The sequence below is a fragment of the Undibacterium sp. Dicai25W genome (assembly GCF_049340505.1).
Classification (GTDB): domain Bacteria; phylum Pseudomonadota; class Gammaproteobacteria; order Burkholderiales; family Burkholderiaceae_D; genus Undibacterium; species Undibacterium jejuense.
Genome location: NZ_JBMPOQ010000002.1, coordinates 308,170 through 332,736, shown reverse-complemented (window position 1 = coordinate 332,736; position 24,567 = coordinate 308,170). Strand labels below are relative to the sequence as shown.

General features: G+C 46.8%; 22 protein-coding genes. 13 read left to right on the top strand and 9 right to left on the bottom strand.

The window, feature by feature from the left end:
- Positions 1-40 precede the first annotated feature (40 nt).
- The 8 genes from secA (at position 41) to ACO0KY_RS04520 (ending at position 10,725) form a co-directional block, all read left to right on the top strand.
- The gene (gene secA / locus ACO0KY_RS04555; RefSeq protein WP_423044627.1) at positions 41-2,800 is read left to right on the top strand and encodes a preprotein translocase subunit SecA; all 2,760 of its coding nucleotides are present in this window, start codon (positions 41-43) and stop codon (positions 2,798-2,800) included.
- Between the two features lie 250 nt (positions 2,801-3,050).
- A complete protein-coding gene (argJ, locus tag ACO0KY_RS04550) occupies positions 3,051-4,289 on the top strand; it encodes a bifunctional glutamate N-acetyltransferase/amino-acid acetyltransferase ArgJ (RefSeq protein ID WP_423044626.1) in 1,239 nt (412 codons plus the stop codon).
- Positions 4,290-4,300: 11 nt separating this feature from the next.
- Positions 4,301-5,179 (top strand): ATP-binding protein, encoded by an 879-nt coding sequence (locus ACO0KY_RS04545; protein ID WP_423044625.1) that lies wholly within the window; start codon positions 4,301-4,303, stop codon positions 5,177-5,179.
- Positions 5,172-5,606, top strand: a complete 435-nt coding sequence (locus ACO0KY_RS04540) for an NUDIX domain-containing protein (protein WP_423044624.1) — start codon at positions 5,172-5,174, stop codon at positions 5,604-5,606. Before ACO0KY_RS04545 ends, ACO0KY_RS04540 begins: the two co-directional genes overlap by 8 nt.
- A gap of 464 nt (positions 5,607-6,070) precedes the next feature.
- Positions 6,071-7,189 (top strand): alanine racemase, encoded by a 1,119-nt coding sequence (gene alr / locus ACO0KY_RS04535; RefSeq protein ID WP_423044623.1) that lies wholly within the window; start codon positions 6,071-6,073, stop codon positions 7,187-7,189.
- A gap of 70 nt (positions 7,190-7,259) precedes the next feature.
- A complete protein-coding gene (locus ACO0KY_RS04530) occupies positions 7,260-8,546 on the top strand; it encodes a D-amino acid dehydrogenase (RefSeq protein ID WP_186911309.1) in 1,287 nt (428 codons plus the stop codon).
- A 2-nt stretch (positions 8,547-8,548) separates the two neighbouring features.
- A complete protein-coding gene (locus ACO0KY_RS04525) occupies positions 8,549-9,136 on the top strand; it encodes a hypothetical protein (RefSeq protein WP_423044622.1) in 588 nt (195 codons plus the stop codon).
- A 29-nt stretch (positions 9,137-9,165) separates the two neighbouring features.
- Positions 9,166-10,725, top strand: a complete 1,560-nt coding sequence (locus ACO0KY_RS04520; RefSeq protein WP_186911311.1) for a sigma-54-dependent transcriptional regulator — start codon at positions 9,166-9,168, stop codon at positions 10,723-10,725.
- Positions 10,726-10,766: 41 nt separating this feature from the next.
- Here the strand turns inward: ACO0KY_RS04520 and ACO0KY_RS04515 are convergent, their stop codons facing one another.
- The 7 genes from ACO0KY_RS04515 to ispB all read right to left on the bottom strand — a co-directional run bounded on the left by ACO0KY_RS04515 (position 10,767) and on the right by ispB (position 17,657).
- Complete coding sequence (locus ACO0KY_RS04515) at positions 10,767-10,949, bottom strand: DNA gyrase inhibitor YacG (RefSeq protein ID WP_186911312.1); 183 nt, start codon at positions 10,947-10,949, stop codon at positions 10,767-10,769.
- 71 nt (positions 10,950-11,020) lie between these two features.
- Positions 11,021-11,776: a cell division protein ZapD gene (gene zapD / locus ACO0KY_RS04510; RefSeq protein WP_186911313.1), complete on the bottom strand. Its 756-nt coding sequence runs from the start codon at positions 11,774-11,776 to the stop codon at positions 11,021-11,023.
- Positions 11,777-11,914: 138 nt separating this feature from the next.
- The gene (gene coaE, locus ACO0KY_RS04505; RefSeq protein WP_423044620.1) at positions 11,915-12,538 is read right to left on the bottom strand and encodes a dephospho-CoA kinase; all 624 of its coding nucleotides are present in this window, start codon (positions 12,536-12,538) and stop codon (positions 11,915-11,917) included.
- A complete protein-coding gene (locus ACO0KY_RS04500) occupies positions 12,538-13,401 on the bottom strand; it encodes a prepilin peptidase (RefSeq protein WP_423044618.1) in 864 nt (287 codons plus the stop codon). Before ACO0KY_RS04500 ends, coaE begins: the two co-directional genes overlap by 1 nt.
- Positions 13,401-14,627: a type II secretion system F family protein gene (locus ACO0KY_RS04495; RefSeq protein ID WP_423044616.1), complete on the bottom strand. Its 1,227-nt coding sequence runs from the start codon at positions 14,625-14,627 to the stop codon at positions 13,401-13,403. The genes ACO0KY_RS04500 and ACO0KY_RS04495 overlap by 1 nt, the downstream gene beginning before the upstream one ends.
- A 15-nt stretch (positions 14,628-14,642) precedes the next feature.
- Positions 14,643-16,370 carry a type IV-A pilus assembly ATPase PilB gene (gene pilB, locus ACO0KY_RS04490; protein ID WP_423044614.1) on the bottom strand — a complete coding sequence of 576 codons (1,728 nt, stop codon included), beginning with the start codon at positions 16,368-16,370 and terminating at the stop codon, positions 14,643-14,645.
- 306 nt (positions 16,371-16,676) lie between these two features.
- Positions 16,677-17,657, bottom strand: a complete 981-nt coding sequence (gene ispB, locus ACO0KY_RS04485) for an octaprenyl diphosphate synthase (protein WP_423044612.1) — start codon at positions 17,655-17,657, stop codon at positions 16,677-16,679.
- Positions 17,658-17,942: 285 nt separating this feature from the next.
- Between ispB and rplU the strand changes: the two genes are divergently transcribed.
- From rplU to proB, 4 genes are all read left to right on the top strand, one after another.
- On the top strand, positions 17,943-18,254 hold the full coding sequence (rplU, locus tag ACO0KY_RS04480; protein ID WP_186911318.1) for a 50S ribosomal protein L21: 312 nt from the start codon (positions 17,943-17,945) through the stop codon (positions 18,252-18,254).
- Between the two features lie 44 nt (positions 18,255-18,298).
- Positions 18,299-18,556: a 50S ribosomal protein L27 gene (gene rpmA / locus ACO0KY_RS04475; protein WP_186911319.1), complete on the top strand. Its 258-nt coding sequence runs from the start codon at positions 18,299-18,301 to the stop codon at positions 18,554-18,556.
- A gap of 266 nt (positions 18,557-18,822) precedes the next feature.
- Positions 18,823-19,935: a GTPase ObgE gene (obgE, locus tag ACO0KY_RS04470; RefSeq protein ID WP_186911320.1), complete on the top strand. Its 1,113-nt coding sequence runs from the start codon at positions 18,823-18,825 to the stop codon at positions 19,933-19,935.
- 216 nt (positions 19,936-20,151) lie between these two features.
- Positions 20,152-21,270 (top strand): glutamate 5-kinase, encoded by a 1,119-nt coding sequence (gene proB / locus ACO0KY_RS04465; protein ID WP_423044609.1) that lies wholly within the window; start codon positions 20,152-20,154, stop codon positions 21,268-21,270.
- A 113-nt stretch (positions 21,271-21,383) separates the two neighbouring features.
- Here proB and ACO0KY_RS04460 read toward each other — a convergent pair whose 3' ends face one another.
- Positions 21,384-21,944: a CNP1-like family protein gene (locus ACO0KY_RS04460; RefSeq protein WP_423044607.1), complete on the bottom strand. Its 561-nt coding sequence runs from the start codon at positions 21,942-21,944 to the stop codon at positions 21,384-21,386.
- 3 nt (positions 21,945-21,947) lie between these two features.
- Positions 21,948-22,523, bottom strand: coding sequence for an RNA pyrophosphohydrolase (locus tag ACO0KY_RS04455; RefSeq protein ID WP_186911323.1), 576 nt, complete (start codon positions 22,521-22,523; stop codon positions 21,948-21,950).
- Positions 22,524-22,748: 225 nt separating this feature from the next.
- Here ACO0KY_RS04455 and ACO0KY_RS04450 point away from each other — a divergent pair, with 225 nt between their 5' ends.
- Positions 22,749-24,482, top strand: coding sequence for a proline--tRNA ligase (locus ACO0KY_RS04450; RefSeq protein ID WP_423044605.1), 1,734 nt, complete (start codon positions 22,749-22,751; stop codon positions 24,480-24,482).
- The last annotated feature ends 85 nt before the right edge of the window (positions 24,483-24,567 follow it).

Here is a 24,567-nt window from a genome sequence, read left to right as displayed (position 1 = left end):
TGCCGCGGCGTTTTTCAGAATTTAACTTTCCGTTCATAGCATGTCATTCCTGACCAAGATATTCGGCAGCCGTAATCAACGGCTTTTGAAGCAATACCAAAAGACGGTGCGTGAGATCAACGCATTGGAACCCCAGCTGGAAACTTTGTCGGACGAGGCTTTGCAAGCCAAGACTGCTGAATTTAAAGCACGTGTGGCAGAAGGAGCAACGCTCGACAGCATTTTGGTAGAAGCCTTTGCGGTGTGTCGCGAAGCGAGTAAGCGTGTTCTGAAAATGCGCCACTTCGACGTGCAAATGATAGGCGGTATGGTTTTGCATTATGGCAAAATTGCTGAAATGGGCACCGGTGAAGGTAAAACCCTGATGGGTACACTGCCAATTTATCTGAACGCTTTGTCAGGTAAAGGTGTGCACGTGGTGACCGTCAATGATTACCTCGCACAACGTGACGCTGAATGGATGGGGCAGTTGTATAGCTGGTTGGGTCTAAGCACAGGTATCAACTTGTCACAACTAGACCATGATTCCAAACAAGTGGCTTACGGTTCGGACATTACTTACGGTACCAATAACGAATTCGGCTTCGACTACCTGCGCGATAACATGGTATTTGAAGCCAAAGACCGCGTGCAACGTGGCCTGAACTTTGCCGTCGTCGATGAAGTCGACTCGATTCTGATCGATGAAGCGCGTACGCCGTTGATCATTTCTGGTCAGGCTGAAAATCACACTGAGTTGTATTACAAAATCAACGAAGTACCTAAGATGCTGACCTTGCAAATCGGTGAAGAAACGCCCGATGGCTCAGGCAAGATTGAAGTTCCTGGTGACTACACCAAGGATGAAAAAGCGCATCAGGTATTGCTGACCGAAGCCGGCCACGATAAGGCAGAAAAAATTCTGACGCAAATGGGCCTGTTGCCTGAAGGCGCGTCTCTGTACGACGCAGCGCATATCACGTTGATCCATCATTTGTATGCCGCTTTGCGCGCGCATGCTTTGTATTTTAAAGATCAACACTATGTGGTGTTGAACGATGAAATCGTCATCGTCGATGAATTTACTGGTCGTATGATGACTGGTCGTCGCTGGTCTGATGGTTTGCATCAGGCGGTAGAGGCCAAAGAAGGCGTGCGGATTCAAAATGAGAATCAAACGCTGGCATCGATTACTTTCCAGAATTACTTCCGTATGTACACCCGCTTGTCGGGCATGACAGGTACAGCCGATACAGAAGCCTACGAATTCCAGGAAATCTACGGTCTCGAAACTGTGGTCATTCCGCCAAATCGTCCTTCACAACGTAAAGACCGTCAGGATCAGGTCTACAAATCCGCCGAAGAAAAATATGGCGCGATGCTCAAAGATATTCAGGATTGCTACGAACGTGGTCAGCCAGTATTGGTTGGTACGACTTCTATCGAAAATTCTGAATTATTGTCTGGCATTCTGACCAAAGCAAAATTGCCACACAATGTATTGAATGCGAAGCAGCATGCACGTGAAGCGGAAATCATTGCTCAGGCAGGTCGTCCGCAAGCAATTACGATTGCGACCAACATGGCTGGTCGCGGTACCGATATTGTGTTGGGTGGTAATGTTGCTAAGCAAGTACAACTGATTGAAGCAAATGATGCTTTAACTGAAGTTGATAAGGCCGCACAATCGCAAAAATTGCGGGACGAATGGAATTCGCTCCACGAACACGTTGTGAAAGCAGGTGGCTTGCATATTATTGGTACTGAGCGCCATGAATCTCGCCGCGTAGATAACCAGTTGCGCGGTCGTTCTGGTCGCCAGGGTGATCCAGGTTCCAGCCGTTTCTATTTGTCTCTGGACGACCAGTTGCTGCGTATTTTTGCCGGTGATCGTGTACGTGCGATCATGGACAGATTGAAAATGCCTGAAGGCGAACCAATCGAAGCGGGCATCGTTTCACGTTCTATTGAATCGGCACAACGCAAAGTAGAAGCGCGTAACTTTGATATTCGTAAGCAATTGCTGGAATACGATGACGTTGCCAATGATCAGCGCAAAGTGATTTACCAACAGCGTAATGAATTGCTAGAGGCGCATGATATGACGGAACTGATGTCCTCATTGCGTCACGGCATGTTTGCTGACATCGTTCATGCGCATGTGCCATTGGAATCAGTGGAAGAACAATGGGATTTGCCAGGTCTGGAAGCGGTATTGTCAGCTGAATGGGCAATCGATCTGCCATTGGTCAAAATGGCGGCGTCTGAGCCAAGCTTGACTGGTGAAGATATTCTGGATCGCGTACATCAGGCCGTGAATCAGGCGTATGACGCAAAAGTGGCCATCGTTGGCAAAGAGTCCTTTGCTGGCTTTGAACGCAGTGTGATGTTGCAAAGTATCGATACGCACTGGCGCGAACATCTGGCAGCTCTGGATCACTTACGTCAAGGTATCCATTTGCGTGGTTATGCACAGAAAAATCCTAAGCAAGAATACAAACGCGAAGCGTTTGAATTATTTGCGCAAATGTTGGACATGATTAAAAACGACGTGGTGCGTACGGTGGTGACCGTCCGTATTCAATCCCGTGAAGAGATTGAGGCGGTTGAAGAGCAAATGGCATTGCCACAAGTAGAGAATGTCCATTTCCAACACGCTGATTTTGATGCTAGCGCATCGCCAGAAGAAATCATGGCACCAGCGGCATTTGCTGCTGATGATCAACCAGAATTAAGCTACGCATTGAAAGTCGGTCGCAATGACCCATGCCCATGCGGTAGTGGTAAAAAATTCAAACAGTGCCATGGAAAATTAGCCTGAGCGTTGCGGAAATGATCGTTAAAAAAGGGGTGATGAAATTCACCCCTTTTTGTTTATCTGGACGGCGGCCGCAACCCGCTCTGCTTTGCAATCTATCTATTTATTTTGATTGATGCATGGTTTTGGTCAACGTTGTTACCCTTAATAAATATCACCTCTGATTGCATCAATAAATTTCATTTAAAGGGTAATCGATCTGCAACAAAAATGTCCTACAATGACGGATTGATTTCAACGCAAGGAAGCTACTATGGCCGTCAATTCTCCACTCCCTGTCGCTGCTGATTTAAAGCCAGTAGCGGGTATTCGTCTTGGACATGCAGAGGCTGGTATTCGTAAAGCCAATCGTAAAGATGTATTGGTCATGGAGTTAGCTCCTACGGCAACTGTTTCCGGCGTTTTTACCACCAATCGTTTTTGTGCTGCGCCGGTGCAAGTTTGTAAAGCACATCTGGAAGGCTTGCACATGAGTTCAGGTCCGATTCGCGCCCTGGTAGTCAATACCGGTAATGCGAATGCTGGTACGGGTGATGCAGGCTTGGCTGCGGCGAATAAAACTTGTAGTGCGTTGGCTGATTTACTCGGTTGTGAAGCGGCGCAAATTCTGCCGTTCTCAACGGGTGTGATTCTTGAACCATTGCCAGTTGATCGCCTTATTGCTGGTTTGCCGCAAGCTATCACTAATTTAAAAGAAGACAACTGGTTCCTGGCTGCTGAGTCAATTATGACCACGGATACCCAGCCAAAAGCCGCCTCTGCGACCGTGCAAGTTGGTAGCCACACCGTCACAATGACTGGTATCAGTAAAGGTGCGGGCATGATCAAACCTAACATGGCGACCATGCTAGGTTATCTGGCAATGGATGCCAAAGTCGCGCAACCAGTTCTCGATCATCTGATTAAACAAGCAGCAGATAAGTCATTCAACTGCATTACGATTGACGGCGATACGTCGACAAATGACTCATTCATTCTGATCGCGACTGGTGTTGGCAGTCTTGAAGTCAATGATATTGATACGCCAGAATATGCGATTCTGGCGAAAGCGGTGATCGATTTGTCACAAAAATTGGCGCACATGATTATCCGTGATGGTGAAGGTGCAACTAAGTTTATTTCTATCGCAGTCGAACAAGGACGTGATTTGGAAGAGTGCCGCAAGATTGCCTATTCGATTGCCCATTCCCCATTGGTAAAAACTGCTTTCTTTGCCTCTGATCCAAATCTGGGACGTATTTTGGCAGCGATTGGTTATGCTGGTGTTAATGATCTTGATGTCAGCAAGTTAGACCTATATCTGGATGATGTATTGGTTGCTAAAAATGGCGGCCGCAATCCAGAATACCGTGAAGAAGATGGTCAACGCGTGATGAAACAAAGCGAAATTACCATCCGCGTCAAACTCGGTCGTGGTGATGTCGAGACGACTGTCTGGACTTGCGATTTGTCGCATGATTACGTGACGATTAATGCTGATTACCGCTCTTAATCAAATCCACGATGACCCAGCTTGATCAGTTTTTAGCACGTGCCGAGCATGTGCTAAGTCGTCTTGAGGCACTATTGCCTGGAACTGTTGCCGCACCTGACTGGCAATTGGGTCATGCTTTTCGCTGGCGCAAACGTGGTGGACAAGGTTATTTGCAGATAGTGCGTCACGCTTCCGTGATCGGTTTGGATGATTTACACAATATCAGCCAGCAAAAGCAGTTGATAGCGCAAAACACGCTGCAATTTGTACACGGCAAGCCTGCCAATAACGTATTGCTGACTGGTGCGCGCGGTACCGGAAAATCGTCTTTGATCAAAGCCTGTCTTAATCAATTTGCTCACCAGGGGTTGCGCTTAATCGAAGTTGATAAAGCTGATCTGGCAGATTTGCCGGATATTGTCGATTTAATCGCTGAGCGTCCTGAACGCTTCATCATTTTTTGTGATGATCTTTCTTTCGAGGAAGGTGAGGCGGGTTATAAGGCGCTCAAAGTTGCACTCGATGGCAGTATTGCTGCCCAATCCGACAATGTGCTGATTTACGCGACATCGAATCGTCGTCATCTGATGCCAGAAAAAATGTCGGACAATGCCAGCTACCACCATGCCGATGATGGTGATTTGCATCCCGGCGAGACGGTAGAAGAAAAAATTTCTATGTCTGAACGATTTGGATTATGGGTCTCGTTTTACCCGTTCAAACAAGACGACTATCTGGATATTGTTGCGCACTGGTTGCGCAGTTTCTCTTGCACCGAAGATCAGATTAGCTCTGCTCGTGCTGATGCTTTGCGTTGGGCATTGCAGCGCGGTTCGCGCTCTGGTCGCGTGGCGTGGCAGTTTGCACGTGATTATGCAGGTAAATTAATGGATAAAGACCATGTTTGAAGTCGCGTCAAAAAATATCAAACCAGTGGATGTGGCAGTCGGCATTTTGATGAAGCCAAATGGTGATGTCTTATTGGGGCAGCGTCCCACCGGCAAACCCTATGAAGGGTATTGGGAATTTCCCGGCGGTAAAGTCGAAGCGGGCGAGCCGATACTGGATGCATTAAAACGTGAATTCGTCGAGGAGCTTGGTATACGGATACTGAGTGCTGAGCCTTGGTGCGGTGTAGAGCATGTATATCCACATGCTCACGTACGCTTGCACTTCTACATCAGTCGCGAATGGGACGGTGAACCGCAAAGTCTCGAAGGTCAGGCATTTGCGTGGCAAGGTGAGGTGGGCGTAGAGCCGCTGCTGCCTGCGACAATACCTCTGCTCGAATGGCTGGATATATTGCAAACCGACGCCAGTAATTCAGTTGTTTAAATTCATCTGCATCAATTCAGTAACTTAGCACTGTTGTTCGAATTATTCATACCAGCATGATACCTCCTGAGGTTTCACGCACTTAAGATACCACTTGATGGATCTTTCCATGCTGTCAAGTCAGGTTTTATCTGTCTTTTTATTGCAACCCACTCCGTACTTCTACTTATTGCCGGATGCTTTTCTGGCTGCGACTATCCTTATTCGTTTTGATTATAATGTGTATTGAAAATAATACAGTGTATTGTTTTGTGTACACTGTTCAGTTTTTGATACGCGGTAGAGGGGGCGCTCGGTAATTATTGGCTGTGCAATTAAACGGCCTGTATTGAATTTCATACACTCTGCGTTCGGAATTTCAGTATTATTTTGTAAGTCATTGAATTTGTTTGATAAAAATTAGTGGCATGGGCATTGCTAGGGTAAAGCAAACTTTTCTCTGTAGCGATGGAGTGCTAAAAACTATGCAACAAATAGCAGAAAGAACCGGAGCTGTACTGCGTATCGATTTGCAGGCAGTTCGATATAACTACCGACTACTCCGTGGTCGCCTGGGCTTGGCTCAATGCGGCGCAGCGGTGAAGGCGGACGCCTATGGCTTAGGAGCCGAGCAAGTAGCACGGGTGTTATACGACGAAGGATGCCGACATTTCTTTGTCGCTCATCTGGAAGAAGCGATCGCTTTGCGTCCTGGATTGCCCGCTGATGCGGATTTGATTGTGATGCACGGCTCGCCAGTGGGTTGTGAAGCAGAATTTGTTCAACATGGGTGTATGCCAGTGCTCAATAGCATCCAGCAAATTCAGGATTGGGCTGCACTCGCGAGAGAACGGCAACAATTTTTGCCAGCCATCGTGCAAGTCGACACGGGTATGGCGCGCATGGGGATGTCTGCGCAAGAAGTTGAAGTATTACGTGATGATCCAGATTTATTGCGCAGCATTGATGTGCGGTATGTGATGAGTCATTTGGCTAGTGCTGAAGATCAGGCAAATCCGATGAATCGTCAGCAGTTGGAAAAATTTAATGAACTTCGCGCCTTATTCCCGCGCAGTAAAGCCACTCTGGCGAATTCTTCTGGCGTGTTTTTAGGTAGCGAGTTTCATTTTGATCTGGTTCGTCCTGGTGCGGCTCTGTATGGTGTGGCACCGGTTGCGGGTCAGGAAAATCCTTTACACGCAGTAGCGCATTTGCAGGGACGAATTATTCAAACGCGCGAAATTCCGGCGGGAACGGGTGTGGGCTATGGCTCTACGTGGCGTAGTAAGGAAACGAGTCGCATCGCGACGATAGCTGTTGGCTATGCTGATGGTTGGTTACGTAGTCTGAGTAACCGAGGGGTGGCGCATATTGCAGGAATTGCAGCGCCTATGGTGGGAAATGTTTCTATGGATACGATTACGCTGGATGTGACTCACATCGCGCCGGAGTATTTACAACCAGGAACATTAGTAGATTTGATTTCGGCAACGAACACAGTGGATCAGGTCGCAGCAAAAGCGAACACCATTGGTTACGAAATTTTGACGAGTCTGGGCGCGCGATATCACCGCGTATATTCAGACCAGAAGTCAGATAACTAGTCTTACGCTAAAAAATACATCCCAATTTAATCATCAGTATTAACGAACACAGCATATCAGGAGCAACAACATGAAAGTCATCATTCTCGGCGCAGGCGTTATCGGTACAGCATCAGCCTATTTTCTGGCAAAAGCAGGTCACGAAGTGACCGTCATTGAGCGCCAACCAGGCGCAGCGTTAGAAACCAGTTACGGCAATGCCGGTGAAGTATCACCTGGTTACTCTGCACCATGGGCAGGCCCTGGTGTGCCTATGAAGGCGGTTAAATGGCTGATGATGAAACACAGCCCATTGGCGATTCGTCCGACATTTGATCTCAATACCTGGCGCTGGGTAACCCAGATGCTGATGAACTGCACTACAGCACGTTATGAGACTAATAAAGGTCGTATGCTGCGCATGGCCGAATATAGCCGAGACGTATTGCAGCAATTACGTGCTGACACGGGCATTTCTTATGATGAACGCACCCAAGGGACGCTGCAGTTATTCCGTAATCAGGCACAATTGGATGGCGCACAAGCGGATATCGATATTCTTAAACGTTACGATGTTCCGTATGAGACTTTGGACAAAGCTGGCTGTTTAAAAGTAGAGCCAGCATTAAAGAACGTTCAGGATAAATTCGTTGGCGCTTTACGCTTGCCTGGTGATGAAACAGGCGACTGTTTTAAATTTACACAAAACCTCGCCAAACTGGCGGAAGGTTTGGGAGTGAAATTTAAATACGGCGTCAGCATTCAAAGACTGGTGCACGAAGGTGACAAAATTACCTCCGTCATAACGTCTGAAGGTGAAATGAAGGCCGATACCTACGTACTGGCCTTAGGCAGCTATTCGCCAATCATGTTACGTGAACTTGGCATCAAAATCCCAGTCTATCCGATTAAGGGATACTCAATTACTGTACCGATTACCGATGCCCAACGAGCACCGGAATCAACCGTGATGGATGAAACTTACAAAGTGGCAATCACACGTCTAGGTGACCGCATTCGCGTCGGCGGCACCGCAGAAATCACAGGTTACAACCTGGATTTACGCAAAGATCGCCGCGACACACTGGAATTCTCAGTCACTGATTTATTCCCGGGTGGTGGCGATGTGAGTAAGGCTGAATTCTGGACTGGCCTGCGTCCTATGACGCCGGATGGTACCCCAGTAGTTGGCCCTACACCCTATCGTAATTTATTCCTGAATACCGGTCATGGCACCCTAGGTTGGACCATGGCTTGCGGTTCAGGTCAGTTCATTGCGGATCTTGTTTCAGGCAAGCGTCCAGCAATTTCAACCGAAGGTTTATTTATGGATCGATATGGCAGTATCAATCGACCAGTTTTTGTCCCCAAGGAGTAGGCATGACCCAGTTTGAACAATTGCTTTCATCAACGCAGGTGTTCGCAGATGCAAGTCTGAACGCCCGTTTTTATACTGCCATCGAGTTGTTGGCCCAAACTATGATGGTGATGCCACGTGCAACTACGGTCGATAGTCTGGCATCTGCAACGGGCAAAACCCCGCGTGTAATCCGTTCAATACTGTCGACACTGAGCAAGGATGGTCTGGTTGGTCGTGACGCCAAAGATAAAGATGCATGGCATTGCCGTGACTGCAATGGCATCATCACTTTGGCTGATGTGTACCGTTGCTTTGCAGATGCTGAAGAGCGTGCGCAAGCCAAAGCAGCGAAGAAAAACGCAGAAAGCGCAAACAACGCAGCTAGGCCAGGCGACGCGGATGATGTTGAAACAGAAAGCAATCCACTGCGCAGTTCCAGTCAGCACAGCGTTGATTTATTGATGATGCAAGTGAAAATGACAGTGAATCGCGCAGTTGTTCAACAATTGGAACAATTTGATCTGAGCCGTTTGCGCGGCTTGGCAACGACGGCGGCGTTCCGCAGGCAGTATGCGCGTCCACGGGGCTATATTCCTGAACCGTACTGATATCTTCAACGCAACAATAAAGCCCTTTCATGCGTATTAATATTCAGTTCAAGGACAGGGTAGGGATTGCTCACGAAATTCTGGCGGTGTTGGCTAAACGTGGTCTGAACGTCGTGGCGGTGGAGGTGGATCCACCCAACATCTACATCGACAGCCCTGAATTGCTTGAATACATGCTGCCCGACCTGCAAGCCGATTGCCAGCAGGTCAAAGGGGTAGGTGAAATTCAGGTTCTCGACGTGCTACCCGGTATACGGCGCCGATTGCATCTCGATACCATGATGGCGGCTATGGAAGATCCCGTGCTGGCGATCGATGGGAATGGTCGTGTCATGGTTGCAAATGCAGCGGCCGCAGCTGTTGCGGGGGCAAGTGAAACAGCACTTGGCGGGATGCGCTTGAGTGAGCTGCTGGATGATCCCGAAACGCAGAATGAATTGATCAAGGCTGGCTTCCGGATACCGAGCCGTGAAGTGACACTCAAGGGCGAACCTTTCTTTATGGAAGTGACGCCAGTATCTGAGCCACTGATTCAGGAACTATCTCCAAGCGGTCGCTCTGTCGGCGCAGTATTGAGTTTTCATACGCCAGCCCGTATCGGTGGGCGGTTACACGCGCTCCAAAATTCAGCTGGCAATGGTTTTGACTTAATCATTGGTGAGTCAGAGCAAATCCGTGCTTTGAAAATCAAGGCTGCACGTGTTGCGGTGGTCGACGCACCGTTACTAATTACCGGTGAAACCGGCACTGGGAAGGAATTGCTGGCGCAGTCTTGTCACGGTATGAGCTCCAGAGCGAACGCACCGTTCCTCGAACTTAATTGTGCCGCGTTACCAGAAAGTCTGGCGGAGAGCGAATTGTTTGGCTATATGTCTGGGGCATTTACCGGTGCGCAACGCGGCGGCAAACCTGGTTTATTTGAAATGGCTGACGGTGGTACGGTTTTTCTCGATGAAATCGGTGAAATGTCCTTGTATTTGCAGGCCAAGTTATTACGTTTCTTAAATGATGGAAAGTTTCGTCGTATTGGCGGCGACAAGGAAGTCAAAGTCAATGTCCGCATCATCAGCGCCACGCACAGAAATTTACGCAAAATGGTACAGGAGGGCTTGTTCCGCGAAGATTTGTTCTATCGGCTGAACGTTTTGCATCTGGAGGTACCAGCCCTGCGAGACCGTCCAGATGATATTTTACCCTTAGCGCGGCATTTTATTGAACGTGCTTGCACGCAATCACAAAAGCCGATTTGTCGCCTCAATTCGTCCGCTTGTGCTGTTTTAGTGTCGAATCGCTGGCCAGGGAATGTGCGGCAATTGCAAAACGTGGTATTCAGGGCGATTACCATGTCCGATCAGCGCGTGTTAGATGCCGTTGATCTGGATTGGGCAGAAGGCAGTATCAGCGCCGATGAAGTCAATCTCGATACAACAGAAAATTGGGAGTTGTCGGTGAGCGCCTTTGAGCAATCTTTGCTTGAGCGGCTCTATCCTCAGTATCCATCTAGCCGCAAGTTAGCGGCTAGATTACAAACATCGCACTCTATGATTGCAACGAAATTGCGTAAGTATGGGATTCCGGGTAAGCGTTGAATTCTGGCTGAAGCTTGCATTAAGGATTGCCAATGGCGGTATTAATGCAAATCTTCAGCTTCCGGATCTTCTGGCAAGTTGACGGCTGGAATCGTGTATTTCTCTTCAGCCCAGGCGCCCAGATCAATTTGCTTGCAACGTTCTGAGCAAAAAGGACGGAAGCGGTTTTCAGTCGTCCATTCTACTTTGGTGTTGCAAGTCGGACAGTTTACAAAGGTAGCCATGTTCAGGTGTTTCGGTAGTCAAAATCGGTGATCAAAATCGGTGATCAAATTCGGTGATCAAATTCGGATGATCAGAAGTTACACAGGGTCAGATCGAACGGGATATCGTTTTCAAATGCTTTTGGTTTCATATCGCCATCTTGCGACATATAGCGTATCCACAGCATATACTTATTGGCAGAAATTTCTGGAATCGCTCCCAACTCACGGGCAACGCTGACCCGCAACAATTGGTAGACCTTGCCTTGCAACATTTGCTGGTAGCTGCCAGCCTGTGCAATCACTTTGGTGGTTGTGCCGGATTCACGCAATAAGCGCAAAACGACATTGATAGCATCAAACAAGGGTGCAATTGGAGCGAACCATGCAGAAATATCGGTAAAACGCTTTTCTGCCGAGTTTTTCTGCCAGGCATGATAACTAGGCAGATCAAATTCACAGGCACCGCCCGGGATGATGGTACGACCACGAATACTCATTAACCATTCATTGTCGCGGATGTTTTGACCGGTTTTTCCGGTGCAAGCGATCAGTGAGGTACTGGCGCGATCAACATCTTCCAACACTTTATCGAGCATCTCTGCTTGCACATTGGGATTGGATTTGAAACCGATGAGCGTATGTTTCTGGCGTTCAAGTTCTTGCAATAAATCAGATTTCAGGTCAGCACGGCCTGCCACTTCCAACATTTCGAAAATGGTTGCGAGCGCAACGTGATGTTGCAGCGGATCGGATTGATGCAGGAAAAATATAAATTTTTCGTACAGGTCTTCCAATCGCAGTAGCGTGCGAATACGCTCATTGAAAGGGTATTCGTAAACAATCAAAATAATGTCCCTGTTTTAAATTTATGCAATTCTTAGCTTCACGTGATTCTGAACCATACTGTAAAAAATTACAAACGTCGCGTGAAGTTTTTTTCGCAGAATTGTCTTTTCTTAGTTTTAGCAGCCATTCACCGATAGTCAATGGGCTTTCGCTAGACCCGTCCATTGCTGGTGTAGTTCGTGCACTTGTTTTTTAGCGGCGCTTAAGTCGCCCTCATTCCTAATAATATCATCTGCGGCGGCGAGTCTCCGTTCACGGCTGACCTGGGCCCGCATGATAGCCAAAACCTGCTCCTGACTTAAGTTATTTCGTGTCATCACCCGGAAAATCTGTGTTTGCTCCGGACAATCAACGACAGCAATGCGATTCACACGCTCGCGCCAATTACCTGATTCAACCAATAAAGGCACAACAAAAATCACGTATGTGCTCGTTGCCATTGCCGCTGCTTTTTCACATTCCTGGCGAATTAAAGGGTGCAGGATACGTTCTAGCTTTTGTTTTGCGCCTGAGTCGGAAAAAATCAGCTCGCGCATCCAATTTCTATCCATTGCGCCGTTAGGGGCAATCGCCGCATCACCAAATTCTTGTCGTATAGCAGGTATGGCTAATCCATTTGGTGCGCTTAACTGATGGGCAATTGCATCGGTATCGATGACATTAATCCCATATTCCTGAAATAAGTTGGCAATTGTGGTTTTACCGCTACCTATCCCGCCCGTCAGTCCGATTGCATATGCTGATGTACGACCTGATAACATCAAACAAATCCCAGATAGAGTTGCGTTAGCTGCTTACCCCAGATGAGGGCAATTAACCCGGCGCCAGCCAGGTAGGGACCAAATGGTAATGGCGTGTCTTTTCCCATTTTTGTCAGGACTATCATCGCTACACCAATCACGGCGCCCACTGCTGATGAAAGTAAAATGATGATAGGCAACATGCTCCAGCCCATCCACGCACCCAAGGCTGCAAGAAGTTTGAAGTCACCGTAACCCATGCCTTCTTTGCCGGTAATGAGTTTGAATGCCCAATAAATCGACCATAAACTCAGGTAGCCCGCTACGGCACCGATGACCGCTGAAGGTAATGAGGTGAAGGTACCATTCAGGTTGACCAGCAGACCTAACCACAATAGAGACAGTGTTAAATCATCAGGCAACAAATGCGTATCGGCATCAATCATGGTCATTGCGATCAGCAAAAAGCAAAAAATCATTGCTGACACACCAGTGATACCACTACCAAAATGCCAAGTCATCGCAGCAGCCAGCAAGCCACTTACCAATTCGACGATTGGATAGCGGATAGAAATAGGTGCTTTGCAGCCGCGACATTTACCGCCTATTGCGAGGTAGCTAATGATAGGAATATTTTCCATAGCACTGATCTGGTGACCGCAGTGTGGACAGGCAGAACGCGGAACCACCAGATTGTAAGCAGTGGTGTGAGGGAGTGGTTGGCCAGTTTCGTGCGCAATATAGTTATCTGACTCGCGCTGCATCATCTTCGGTAATCTGAAAATAACGACGTTTAAAAAACTACCGATCAACAACCCGAAAATCCCCAGCGTTATAGTGCTGAAGGTATTTCCAGGTAGCTTAAAAAAGATGTCTTCTAGCATTAAACCACGTTGCCTAATTTAAAGATTGGTAAATACATGGCGACGACGAGGCCACCAATAATGATGCCCAGTACAGCCATAATGATAGGTTCCATCAGGCTGGAAAGCGACGCGACTGCTTCGTCGACTTCTTCTTCATAAAAGTCGGCGACTTTACCTAGCATGCCGTCCAATGCACCCGACTCTTCGCCAATCGCAACCATTTGTGTGACCATACTTGGAAATAAATTGGTATTTTGCATTGCCACAGTTAGACTAGTTCCGGTACTGACTTCAGTTTGAATTTTTATTGTTGCATCAAGATAGACGGCGTTTCCTGACGCGCCACCAACTGAGTCAAGTGATTCAACCAGTGGTACGCCTGCGGCGAACATGGTGGCCAGTGTCCTGGTCCAACGAGCAATGGTTGCTTTTCGTATGACCGAGCCAAAAATTGGCGCCTGCAACAGAAGTCTATCCATAGTTCTTTGCATTTGTAACGAGCGTCGCCATGTCTGAAAGAAAAAATAAATTGCCCCAAACAGCCCACCAAAAATCAGATACCAATAACTGACAACAAAATCTGAAATCGACATCACAATCAAGGTTGGTGCAGGAAGATCCGCGCCGAAGCTGGTGAAAACCTGCTTAAATGCAGGTACCACAAAGATCATAATGACGGCAGTCACAATAAATGCAACAGACAGAATGGCAATCGGATAAGTTAATGCTGACTTAATCTTCTTTTTGATCGCCTGAGTTTTTTCTTTATAAATCGCCAGTCGCGTCAATAAGTCCTCTAAAATACCTGCTTGTTCACCCGCACCGACCAGATTGCAAAATAAAGGGTCAAAATACAATGGAAACTTACGAAATGCCTGATTCAGACTGGTACCGGTTTCCACGTCGCCGCGGATGTCTTGCAATAATTTGGATACGGAAGGGTTAGCATTACCCTTTGCTACAATATCGAACGATTGCAGTAACGGAACGCCCGCTTTCATCATTGTCGCTAATTGGCGAGTAAAGAGGGTTATGTCAGCATCGGTGATTTTTTTTCCCGAGCTATAGCTCTTCTTTTTCAGTTTGGTAACTAAAATACCCTGACGACGTAAGGTCGCGTTAACAATAGCTTCGCCACCAGCACGCAGTTCTCCCGTCACTGTTTTACCAAATTTATCTTTACCTTCCCAAGCATAAATAACTTCTTTTATAGGCTTATTTGGCTTGGTGATATTTGTTGCCATGTGACTGCTCTCCGATTATTCGTTGGTACATCCAAGGACTTCTTCTAAGCTAGTGAGTCCTTGTTTGACTTTCATAAGACCTGATTGGCGCAAATTTCTTACGCCATCTCGCTGAGCTTGTTCTTCAATTTCCATAGCACTTCCGCTGGCCAGGATAATCCGCTCTATCGCATTTGATATTGGCATTAGTTGATAAATACCAACCCGGCCTTTATAGCCATTGCCGCTACAGCGCTCACAGCCTACAGGTTCGTAGGGCTTCCAGCTACCATCTAGTTCTTCTTCTTTAAAGCCTGCCTGTAGGAGTACTTCATCCAAGATTTCTGTTGGTCGCTTGCAGGTACAAAGTCTTCTTGCCAAACGTTGGGCCGTGATCAAAATAACAGACGATGCAATATTGAACGGCAAGACGCCCATATTCATGAGGCGTGTTAACGTTGATGGCGCATCATTAGTATGTAAAGTTGAAAATACCATGTGACCAGTTTGCGCTGCTTTAATCGCAATATCTGCGGTTTCAAGGTCGCGAATCTCACCCACCATGATGACATCAGGATCCTGACGTAGAAACGACTTCAATGCGGCGGCGAAGGTCAATCCAGCTTTGTCATTGACGTTCACCTGATTCACGCCTGGCAGGTTAATCTCTGCCGGATCTTCTGCAGTCGAGATGTTGATTCCTGGTTTGTTGATGACATTCAAGCAGGTATATAAAGAAACCGTTTTACCTGAGCCCGTTGGTCCGGTTACCAACACCATGCCGTAAGGGCGTTGGATCGCGTTCATCAGAATTTCTTTTTGATCAGGATCGTAACCAAGCGCATCAATCCCCATTTGTGCTTGCGATCCATCCAAAATACGCATGACAATTTTTTCGCCAAACAGGGTAGGCAAAGTGCTAACGCGGAAATCGATTGATTTATTTGCACTTAAAAGAAGTTTCATGCGTCCATCTTGTGGGACACGTTTTTCAGAAATATCTAATTTTGAAATAACTTTAATGCGTGAGGAAAGCTTGTCTTTGATTGCCAATGGGGGTTGGGCGATCTCACGTAGTTCTCCATCGATCCTGAATCGAATGCGATAAAATTTTTCGAATGGTTCAAAATGCAAATCGGATGCGCCCATGTTGATCGCATCGATCAACATTTTTTGCAGGAATTTGACAATAGGTGCATCGTCAACCTCGTTTGCCTGGGCGTCAGCTGCGGCTTGCCCAGAGTCATCTTCTTTAAATTCGAACTCAAAATCATCGCCGGCGAGGTCGCTCAAACTTTGCTCAGACGTCTTTCCAATTTTATCTAATAACTTGACCAGTGCGTCATGCTGAACCATGACGAGTTCTATCGCTAAATTTGTTTGAAATTTAACTTGATCGATCGCGGAATTGTTTGTCGGATCTGATACCGCCAGCGTTAGCTTGTTAGCTTTTTTGGCAATTGGTACCATACGTTGTTGCTGCATCAGCTTTTGATCAACCAGTTTTTCTGGCAACATCTCTTCATTGATAGCAGAAAGGTCTAACAATGGATAGCCAAAAGTTTCCGAGCAAAAAGTCGCGAGGTCACGCGCACTAACAAACTTGCTTTGCAGTAGGCTATCGATAAACGGTAGTTTGTCCACCTGAATTTTTTTTTGGATCGTATCGACCTGGGCGGCGGTAAGCAAGCTCCCTTGCATCAACGCGCGAGCAAGTCCTGAGGTCAAAACGGGTGCTGCAGAATTTGGTGGGGCTGCGGACATGGTGACTTTAAGTGAAGGTTGCCAAAACAATCGTTGCTTCGCGATAATGCAACTGATGGTGGGATTTGTAAAGACATGCTACTTTTTTTTTACATCTCTGTGCGTAACAAAAATAAGAAAAGTCGCCTTTACGTCGCATTACCAGGGTCAATTATAGAATTTAACTGATTCCTGTTTTTTGTTTTTTCACTTTTTGTGCGATTTCTCGCAAAGTCTGATTGTTTGAGGTGCGGGATTGCTGCATTAATGATGTACGACAAAGAGCAAGCTTATTGCAGCTTATTGCAATACATCATTTCCAGAAAATCAATGATTCCGGTAGACAGCAAAGTGGCTGAGCGCCAGTAGTGCTTCTTTATATCGTGAGTCTGGTAGTGAACGTATCGCAGCGGCAGCCCGTTCAGAGGCGATTACTGCTTGTTTTGTTGTGTAATCTAATGCCCCAGATTGAGTGATAGCGGCCAAAATAGCATCGAATTGAGATTCATCACCGTGTTCAATACACAGACGAACCAATTCTTTCTCGGTATCAGTGCCTTGTTTCATGAGATAAATCAGCGGTAGTGTTGGTTTGCCTTCGCGCAGATCATCGCCGACATTTTTACCTATATCTTCAGCATTTCCGGAGTAATCGAGGACATCATCAATCAGTTGGAACGCGGTTCCTAAGCAGCGTCCATATTCTGCGGCCGCATTAATATGTTCATCGCTGGCACCCGCAATCAAGGCGCCGATTTCAGCGGCTGCCTCAAATAACTTTGCTGTTTTTGAACGAATAACTTGTAAATAACGATCTTCAGTGACGTCCGGATCATGCATATTCAGCAACTGCAGCACTTCGCCTTCTGCGATGACGTTCGTCGCATCGGCCAGTATCCGCATAACGCGCATGCTGTTAATCGACACCATCATCTGGAATGCGCGTGAATACAGAAAGTCACCGACCAATACGGAGGCTGCATTGCCGAATAAAGCATTGGCTGTCTCGCGACCACGGCGCAAAGACGACTCATCAACGACATCATCATGCAGCAGCGTTGCCGTATGTATAAATTCAACAATAGCAGCCAGCTCGTGATGGTGCTTTCCAGCATAACCATGTGCATTGGCCACCAACAATACTAATACTGGGCGAATGCGCTTACCGCCGGCGCTAATAATATATTCAGCGATCTGATTGACTAACGCGACGTCCGAGTGAAGTTGTTGGCGAATAACTTGATTAACCGCCGACATATCATGGGCAATGACATCGGTAATAGGGTTCTGTTGTACGGTGGCAGACAAGGGGTAATCCTGCTATTTAATCCAAGACCCCGCGATTATACGATGTTGTGATCAAAATTGCTCTGTCTAAGAAGGCAGAAAAGCATGACTTTTGATGCTTTAAATTAATATTTAATGAATATCTTCCTTTCAACCTATCATGGGTGCTGAAAAAATATGCAAATTGTTTTTGACGCTGCAGATAAGTCTATGTATAATTTGGGGTTTTCCCGAATTCCTAAGCAATAAGGTTTAAATTTGTTGGGTGGGGGAGAAAATCCTTTTATTTATTCGATGAGGTTTCACATGTACGCGGTCATAAAAACCGGCGGCAAACAATATAAAGTTGTCGCTGGTGAAAAACTTAAAGTAGAACAGATACCTGCAGACATTGGCTCCGAATTCACCATTGATCAAGTACTCGCTATGGGTGCTGGAGAAACCATTAAATTTGGTACTCCGTTGGTTGCAGGTGCTACGGTGCTGGTTAAGGTAATAGATCACGGTCGTCACGACAAAGTGCGCATTTTCAAAATGCGTCGTCGTAAGCATTACCAGAAGCGTCAAGGCCACCGCCAAAACTTTACTGAACTGCAAATCGTATCTATCAACGGTTAATCGTCTGATTATCTGTTAATTACCAGTATCCAAGGAGCTATTAAATGGCACACAAAAAAGGCGGCGGCACCACGCGCAACGGCCGTGACTCAGAGTCAAAACGCTTAGGCGTTAAAGTTTACGGCGGCCAGGCAATCAATGCTGGCGGTATCATCATTCGTCAACGCGGTACACGTGTACACGCTGGTGAAAATGTTGGTATGGGCAAAGACCACACTTTATTCGCTCTGATCGACGGTAAAGTACAATTCGCAATTAAAGGTGCTAACAAGCATCAATACGCGATTGTTGTTGCAGCTTAAGTTTTGATGTAATTCAAAGCAAGGCGCAAGCCAATACGACAAAAAGGCTCTGCCATTGGTAGAGCCTTTTTAGTTTCGAGAGATCCTGTATAAATCGGTTGTTCTCCCATTTCTGTATGCAGACGCGTACATAATTAAACTTTGCATTTGCTGTTGCCTTACTAAAATAGGGTATTCAGGTTCTGTTTGCATTTGCTGTTTTAATTCTAAAATGGAATCCCATCTGGGTAGCAAGGATTTATACAAGCTTTTTTAGGTGCTTAAAAATGAAATTTATTGACGAAGCCAGAATTGAAGTCATCGCCGGCGACGGTGGTAATGGTGTTGCCTCTTTCTGCCGAGAAAAATTCCGCCCATTTGGCGGCCCGGACGGTGGTGATGGTGGTCGTGGCGGTAGTATCTGGGCCGTTGCTGATCGTAATATCAACACACTGGTTGATTATCGCTATTCCAAACTGCACAAAGCGAAAGACGGCGAAAATGGCCGTGGCGCTGACTGCTACGGCAAAGGTGCGGACGATATCTTCCTGCGCATGCCTGTAGGAACTTTAATTGCTGACCGCAACACCGACGAAGTGATCGCTGACTTGACCGAGCATGGTCAACAGGTTGAGCTGGTTAAAGGTGGTGAAGGCGGCTGGGGTAATATCCACTTTAAAACCTCCACTAACCGTGCGCCGCGCCAACGTACTGAGGGCAAAGAAGGCGAACGCCGTGAATTGCGTCTGGAATTGAAGGTATTGGCTGACGTCGGCTTGTTAGGTTTACCAAATGCAGGTAAATCCACATTCATCACAGCTGTATCGAATGCACGCCCAAAAATTGCCGATTATCCATTTACTACCTTGCATCCGAATCTGGGTATGGTTCGTGTCAGTCACGAAAAAAGCTTTGTGATTGCTGATATTCCTGGTCTGATCGAAGGTGCTGCAGATGGTGTTGGTCTCGGCGTACAGTTCTTGAAGCATTTGCAACGTACTGGCTTGTTATTGCACATCGTTGATCTGGCACCGTTTGATGACAATGTTGATCCAGTCAAGGATGCGAAAGCACTCATCAAAGAATTGCGCAAATACGATGAAAGCTTGTACGACAAGCCACGCTGGTTGGTGTTGAACAAGCTGGACGTATTGAGCGAAGATGAACGCAAGAAGAAGGTCAAAGACTTCGTCAAACGCTTCGGCTGGAAAGGTCCGGTATTTGAGATTTCTGCACTGAATCGCGAAGGTTGCGAAGACTTGGTGATGGCAATCTATAAAGATATCGAAGAAAAGCGCACGCAAGAACAACGTTCACAAGAAACCCAGATGAAAGAAGAAGCTCAGGGAATCTTGTCGATTGATCCAGATGATCCGCGTTTTAAAGTGTGGGAAGAATAAAGTTTTACTTAATTCAAAGAAAAACCTGATGGCAATGCTATCAGGTTTTTTTTCGTCTGATTTTACGGAATAGTTAAAAGTGTTAATTTTAATAATAAATCGATATTTTAGTGAATAAAAATTTAATATGTCTAAATTAAATTTAGAATATTCATCATCTATCAACATAAAGTATAATTTTAAGCTTTCTTGTTCTTACAAGGCCGTATCTTTACTATGCATTCTGTCATCCAACAAGCCAAACGGCTGATTGTTAAAGTAGGTTCCTCTTTAGTCACTAATGATGGCAAAGGCTTAGATAGTCACGCCATACAAAAATGGGCTGCGCAAATCGCCGCTTTGCGTGCGATGGGCAAAGAAGTTGTATTAGTTAGTTCCGGTGCGATCGCTGAAGGGCGCCAGCGGCTTGGTTTTGATAAGCGTCCGACGGGCATTCACGAGTTGCAGGCATGTGCTGCAGTCGGCCAGATGGGATTGGCGCAGATATATGAGACTAGCTTCAGGGCGCACGACATTGGCACTGCGCAAATTTTACTCACGCATGCTGATCTGGCAGATCGGGAACGCTATCTGAACGCACGTTCGACTTTATTTACCCTTTTGCGTTTTGGCATCGTACCGATTATCAATGAGAACGATACTGTTGTTACAGATGAAATTAAGTTTGGTGATAACGACACTCTCGGAGCATTGGTCGCTAATTTGATTGAAGCTGATGCTTTGATTATTTTGACTGACCAGCGCGGCTTATACACCGCTGATCCACGTAAAAATCCCGATGCACAATTTGTGCAAGAGGCGAAAGCGGGAGATATTGCGCTAGAGGCGATGGCGGGTGGTGCTGGTTCTAGCCTAGGCAGTGGCGGGATGCTGACAAAAATTCTGGCAGCTAAGCGTGGTGCAAAATCCGGCGCACATACAGTGATAGCGTGGGGGCGTGAAGAGGATGTTTTGCTGCGTCTTGCGCGTGGTGAGGCAATTGGTACTCAGTTGATTTCTGAGATGGCACCACTTGCTGCCCGCAAACAATGGATGGCCGATCACTTGCAAACGGCCGGACAAGTGAAACTCGATGCTGGCGCGGTACAAAAACTGATCATGGAAGGCAAGTCGCTTTTACCGATTGGTGTGCTGGACGTGTTGGGAGAGTTCGGCCGTGGCGAGTTAATTACGTGCGTCGATGAAGCTGGACTCGCTATTGCCCGTGGGCTATCCAACTATAGCAGCGCTGACGCACGCAAAATTAAGCGTAAGCCATCCTCTGAAATCGAATCGATACTAGGATTTGTAGAAGAGCAAGAATTGATTCATAGAGATAACATGGTCATTGTTTAATTAGGATTCAATGACGCTAAACTTTGGGTAAAATTCTGCCCCTAAGAAAAAGAGGGATGCTTTGATGCGCATCCCTCTTTTTCTTTATTCAAATTGCCGAAGTATTAAACTTTTTATTTACCGATAAAAGGCGAGCCTTTTCCCTGCAGGCGGCTCAATAAAAACGGCGCTTTTCCAGCAACCGTGGTGCCTTCACAAAAATATTCGGTAAATAAAATATGGTGTTGTTTATTTGCACCAGTATTGAAGATTTTGTCCCACTGATTACGTCGGGAGCGCGACCATGAACCATCACTACGACCGAAAGCAAATAGTTTATGCTCATAGGTTTCACAACGTATTGCTTCGTAGCTAATATTTTTGGCGCCCGCGTTACTTGTTGCGACCAGTGTGTAACGTATCGTCCCATCACCCGCCACACTGAGTGATAGTTTGTCAATGGCAAATGATTGACTATCGCTCTTATAAAAATTCACCAGATTTTCTGGTTTGGGAGCGGCGGGTAATTGCAGATCTACTTCCGCCCAGGCTTTTTCTGGCTCATCATCCGGTGGCGTGGTTTGCGTTGCTTGCCCGGCAAAGCTCAGGGATGAAAATGCCAATAAACTCAAGCTGACCAATACCGCGCGGCCCATCAATTGCTTTGTAGAACTAGGTGATGTGGAATTGGGCATAAATTATTTATGTTCTTCCTGTTCAGTTTTTTGTGGCTCCCCAGCTTTATTTTCTAGCTTTGCAGGAGGACGTGTGTGGCGGTGGCGATTTCCACCAGAATTGTCATTCCGGTTGATGTAACGGGATAATTCTTGCAAGGCAAGTTGATACACGCCTCGCTTAAATTCAATCACCACATCTAACGGCACCCAATACTCGTGCCATCGCCAAGCGTCAAATTCAGGGTGATTACTGGCACGTAAATTCACGTCGCAATCGCGACCTATCATACGTAACAAAAACCAAATTTGTTTTTGCCCGCGATAATGCCCACGAATTTCACGTTTGATAAAATGATCTGGAACCTCATAACGGAGCCAGTCACGGGTGCGGCCGATAATTTTGACATGCTCCGGCAGCAAGCCTGTTTCTTCTTCTAATTCACGAAACATCGCCTGCTCAGGAGACTCGCCATACTTAATCCCGCCTTGTGGAAATTGCCACGAGTGCTCGCGCACACGCTTTCCCCACCAGACCTGATTGTTGGCGTTAAGCAAAATTATGCCAACGTTAGGGCGAAAGCCTTCACGATCTAGCATATCTAACCTCAAAACTTTCTGTGGCTAAATGGCTTATCTCTGCAATTGGACGTGCTAAAAAGCGTCGTTACGTCAAAAAGTGAGCCCAATTTTCCGCGGGCGGCAGCCAGTTTGGCGAACAAATCGCGGTTTCCTTCATCAAATGTGCAAAGAGTGGGCGCATTAGCCAGCTAATCCTTTAAAATTGAGTTGATTATAACCTTCCATTTAAAAAGAATCACTGTCATGCGAGCTACTCGATTTTTTATTTCCACACTTAAAGAAGCCCCTGCCGATGCCGAAGTCGTCAGCCACAAACTGATGATGCGCGCCGGCATGATTAAACGTCTTGGTTCTGGCATCTATAACTACATGCCGATGGGCTTGCGCGTGATTCGTAAAGTGGAAAATATTATCCGCGAAGAAATGAATCGTGCTGGAGCAATTGAAATGCTGATGCCTGTCGTACAGCCTGCCGAATTATGGCAAGAAACCGGTCGCTGGGACAAAATGGGCCCGGAATTGATGCGCGTGAAAGATCGCCATGGCCGCGATTTCATTATTCAACCGACTTCTGAAGAAGCGATTACGGATGTTGTACGTTCCGATATTCGTTCGTATCGCCAGTTGCCAGTGAACTTTTACCACATTCAGACCAAATTCCGTGATGAACGCCGTCCGCGCTTTGGATTGATGCGTGGTCGCGAATTCACCATGAAAGATGCGTATTCCTTCGATCGTAACGTTGAAGGCTTGAAACAATCGTATCAAATTATGTTTGATGCTTACACCCGCATTTTCCAGCGCTTTGGCTTGCAATTCCGTGCTGTAGCTGCGGATAACGGTGCAATCGGTGGCTCCGGGTCGCATGAATTTCACGTCATTGCTGAGACTGGCGAAGATGCTTTAGTGTATTGCCCGACTTCCGACTACGCGGCCAATATGGAGGCAGCAGAAGCGTTAGCGCTGAATGCAGCTCGCCCAGCAGCAAGTGCAGCCTTGACCAAAACAGCAACCCCAGGCAAAGCCAAGTGCGAAGATGTGGCTGAATTGTTGAGCATTCCTCTGCAAAACACCGTGAAATCTATCGTTTTGACGGTAGAAGACGAAGAAAAAGGCGAAGCTGGTAAACAAGTCTGGCTGTTGTTGTTGCGCGGCGACCATGAATTGAATGAAGTGAAGACTGCAAAGGTTCCGGGGCTGGCGAATCACCGCATGGCGACCGAAGCAGAGATCGTTGAATGGTTTGGCACCAAACCAGGCTATCTGGGTCCTATCAACACTAAGAAAGCAGTCCACATCGTTGCTGATCGTACCGTAGCGAATATGGCTGACTTTGTCGTCGGTGCAAATGAAGCTGATTTCCATTTCACCGGTGCAAACTGGGGGCGTGATATTCCCGAAGGGCTTGTTGCTGATCTGCGTAATGTCGTTGATGGCGATCCTTCACCAGATGGGAAAGGCGTATTAGCGATTCAACGCGGTATCGAAGTTGGTCACGTGTTCCAGTTAGGTACCCGCTATTCACAAGACATGAAGGCCACCTTCCTGGATGAAAACGGCAAACCACAATTATTGCAAATGGGCTGCTATGGTATCGGCGTAACCCGTATTCTGGGTGCTGCTATCGAACAGAATTTCGACGATAAAGGCATCATCTGGCCAACGTCGATTGCGCCGTTCGAAGTGGTGATCTGCCCGATGGGAATGGATCGAAGCGAAGCCGTTAAAGCTGAGACAGAGAAGCTTTATCAAGCTTTGCTGGCCGCAGGCGTTGACGTAATTTTGGATGACCGTGGTGAGCGTCCTGGTGCGATGTTTGCTGATTGGGAGTTGATCGGTGTACCACATCGCATCGTTATCGGTGACCGTGGTCTCAAAGACGGCAAGCTGGAATACGTTGGCCGCCGAGATGCCGAGGCAACGATTGTTCCTGTCGAAGAGATGCTGGTATTTGTTAAAGCGAAACTGGCAACTTGAACCTGTTTTTTTGGCGATAAGTTAACCACTGCTTTAATTCAGGGTTGGAGTATTTAAAAATCCCTTTTGCTGCTGATAATTTTGT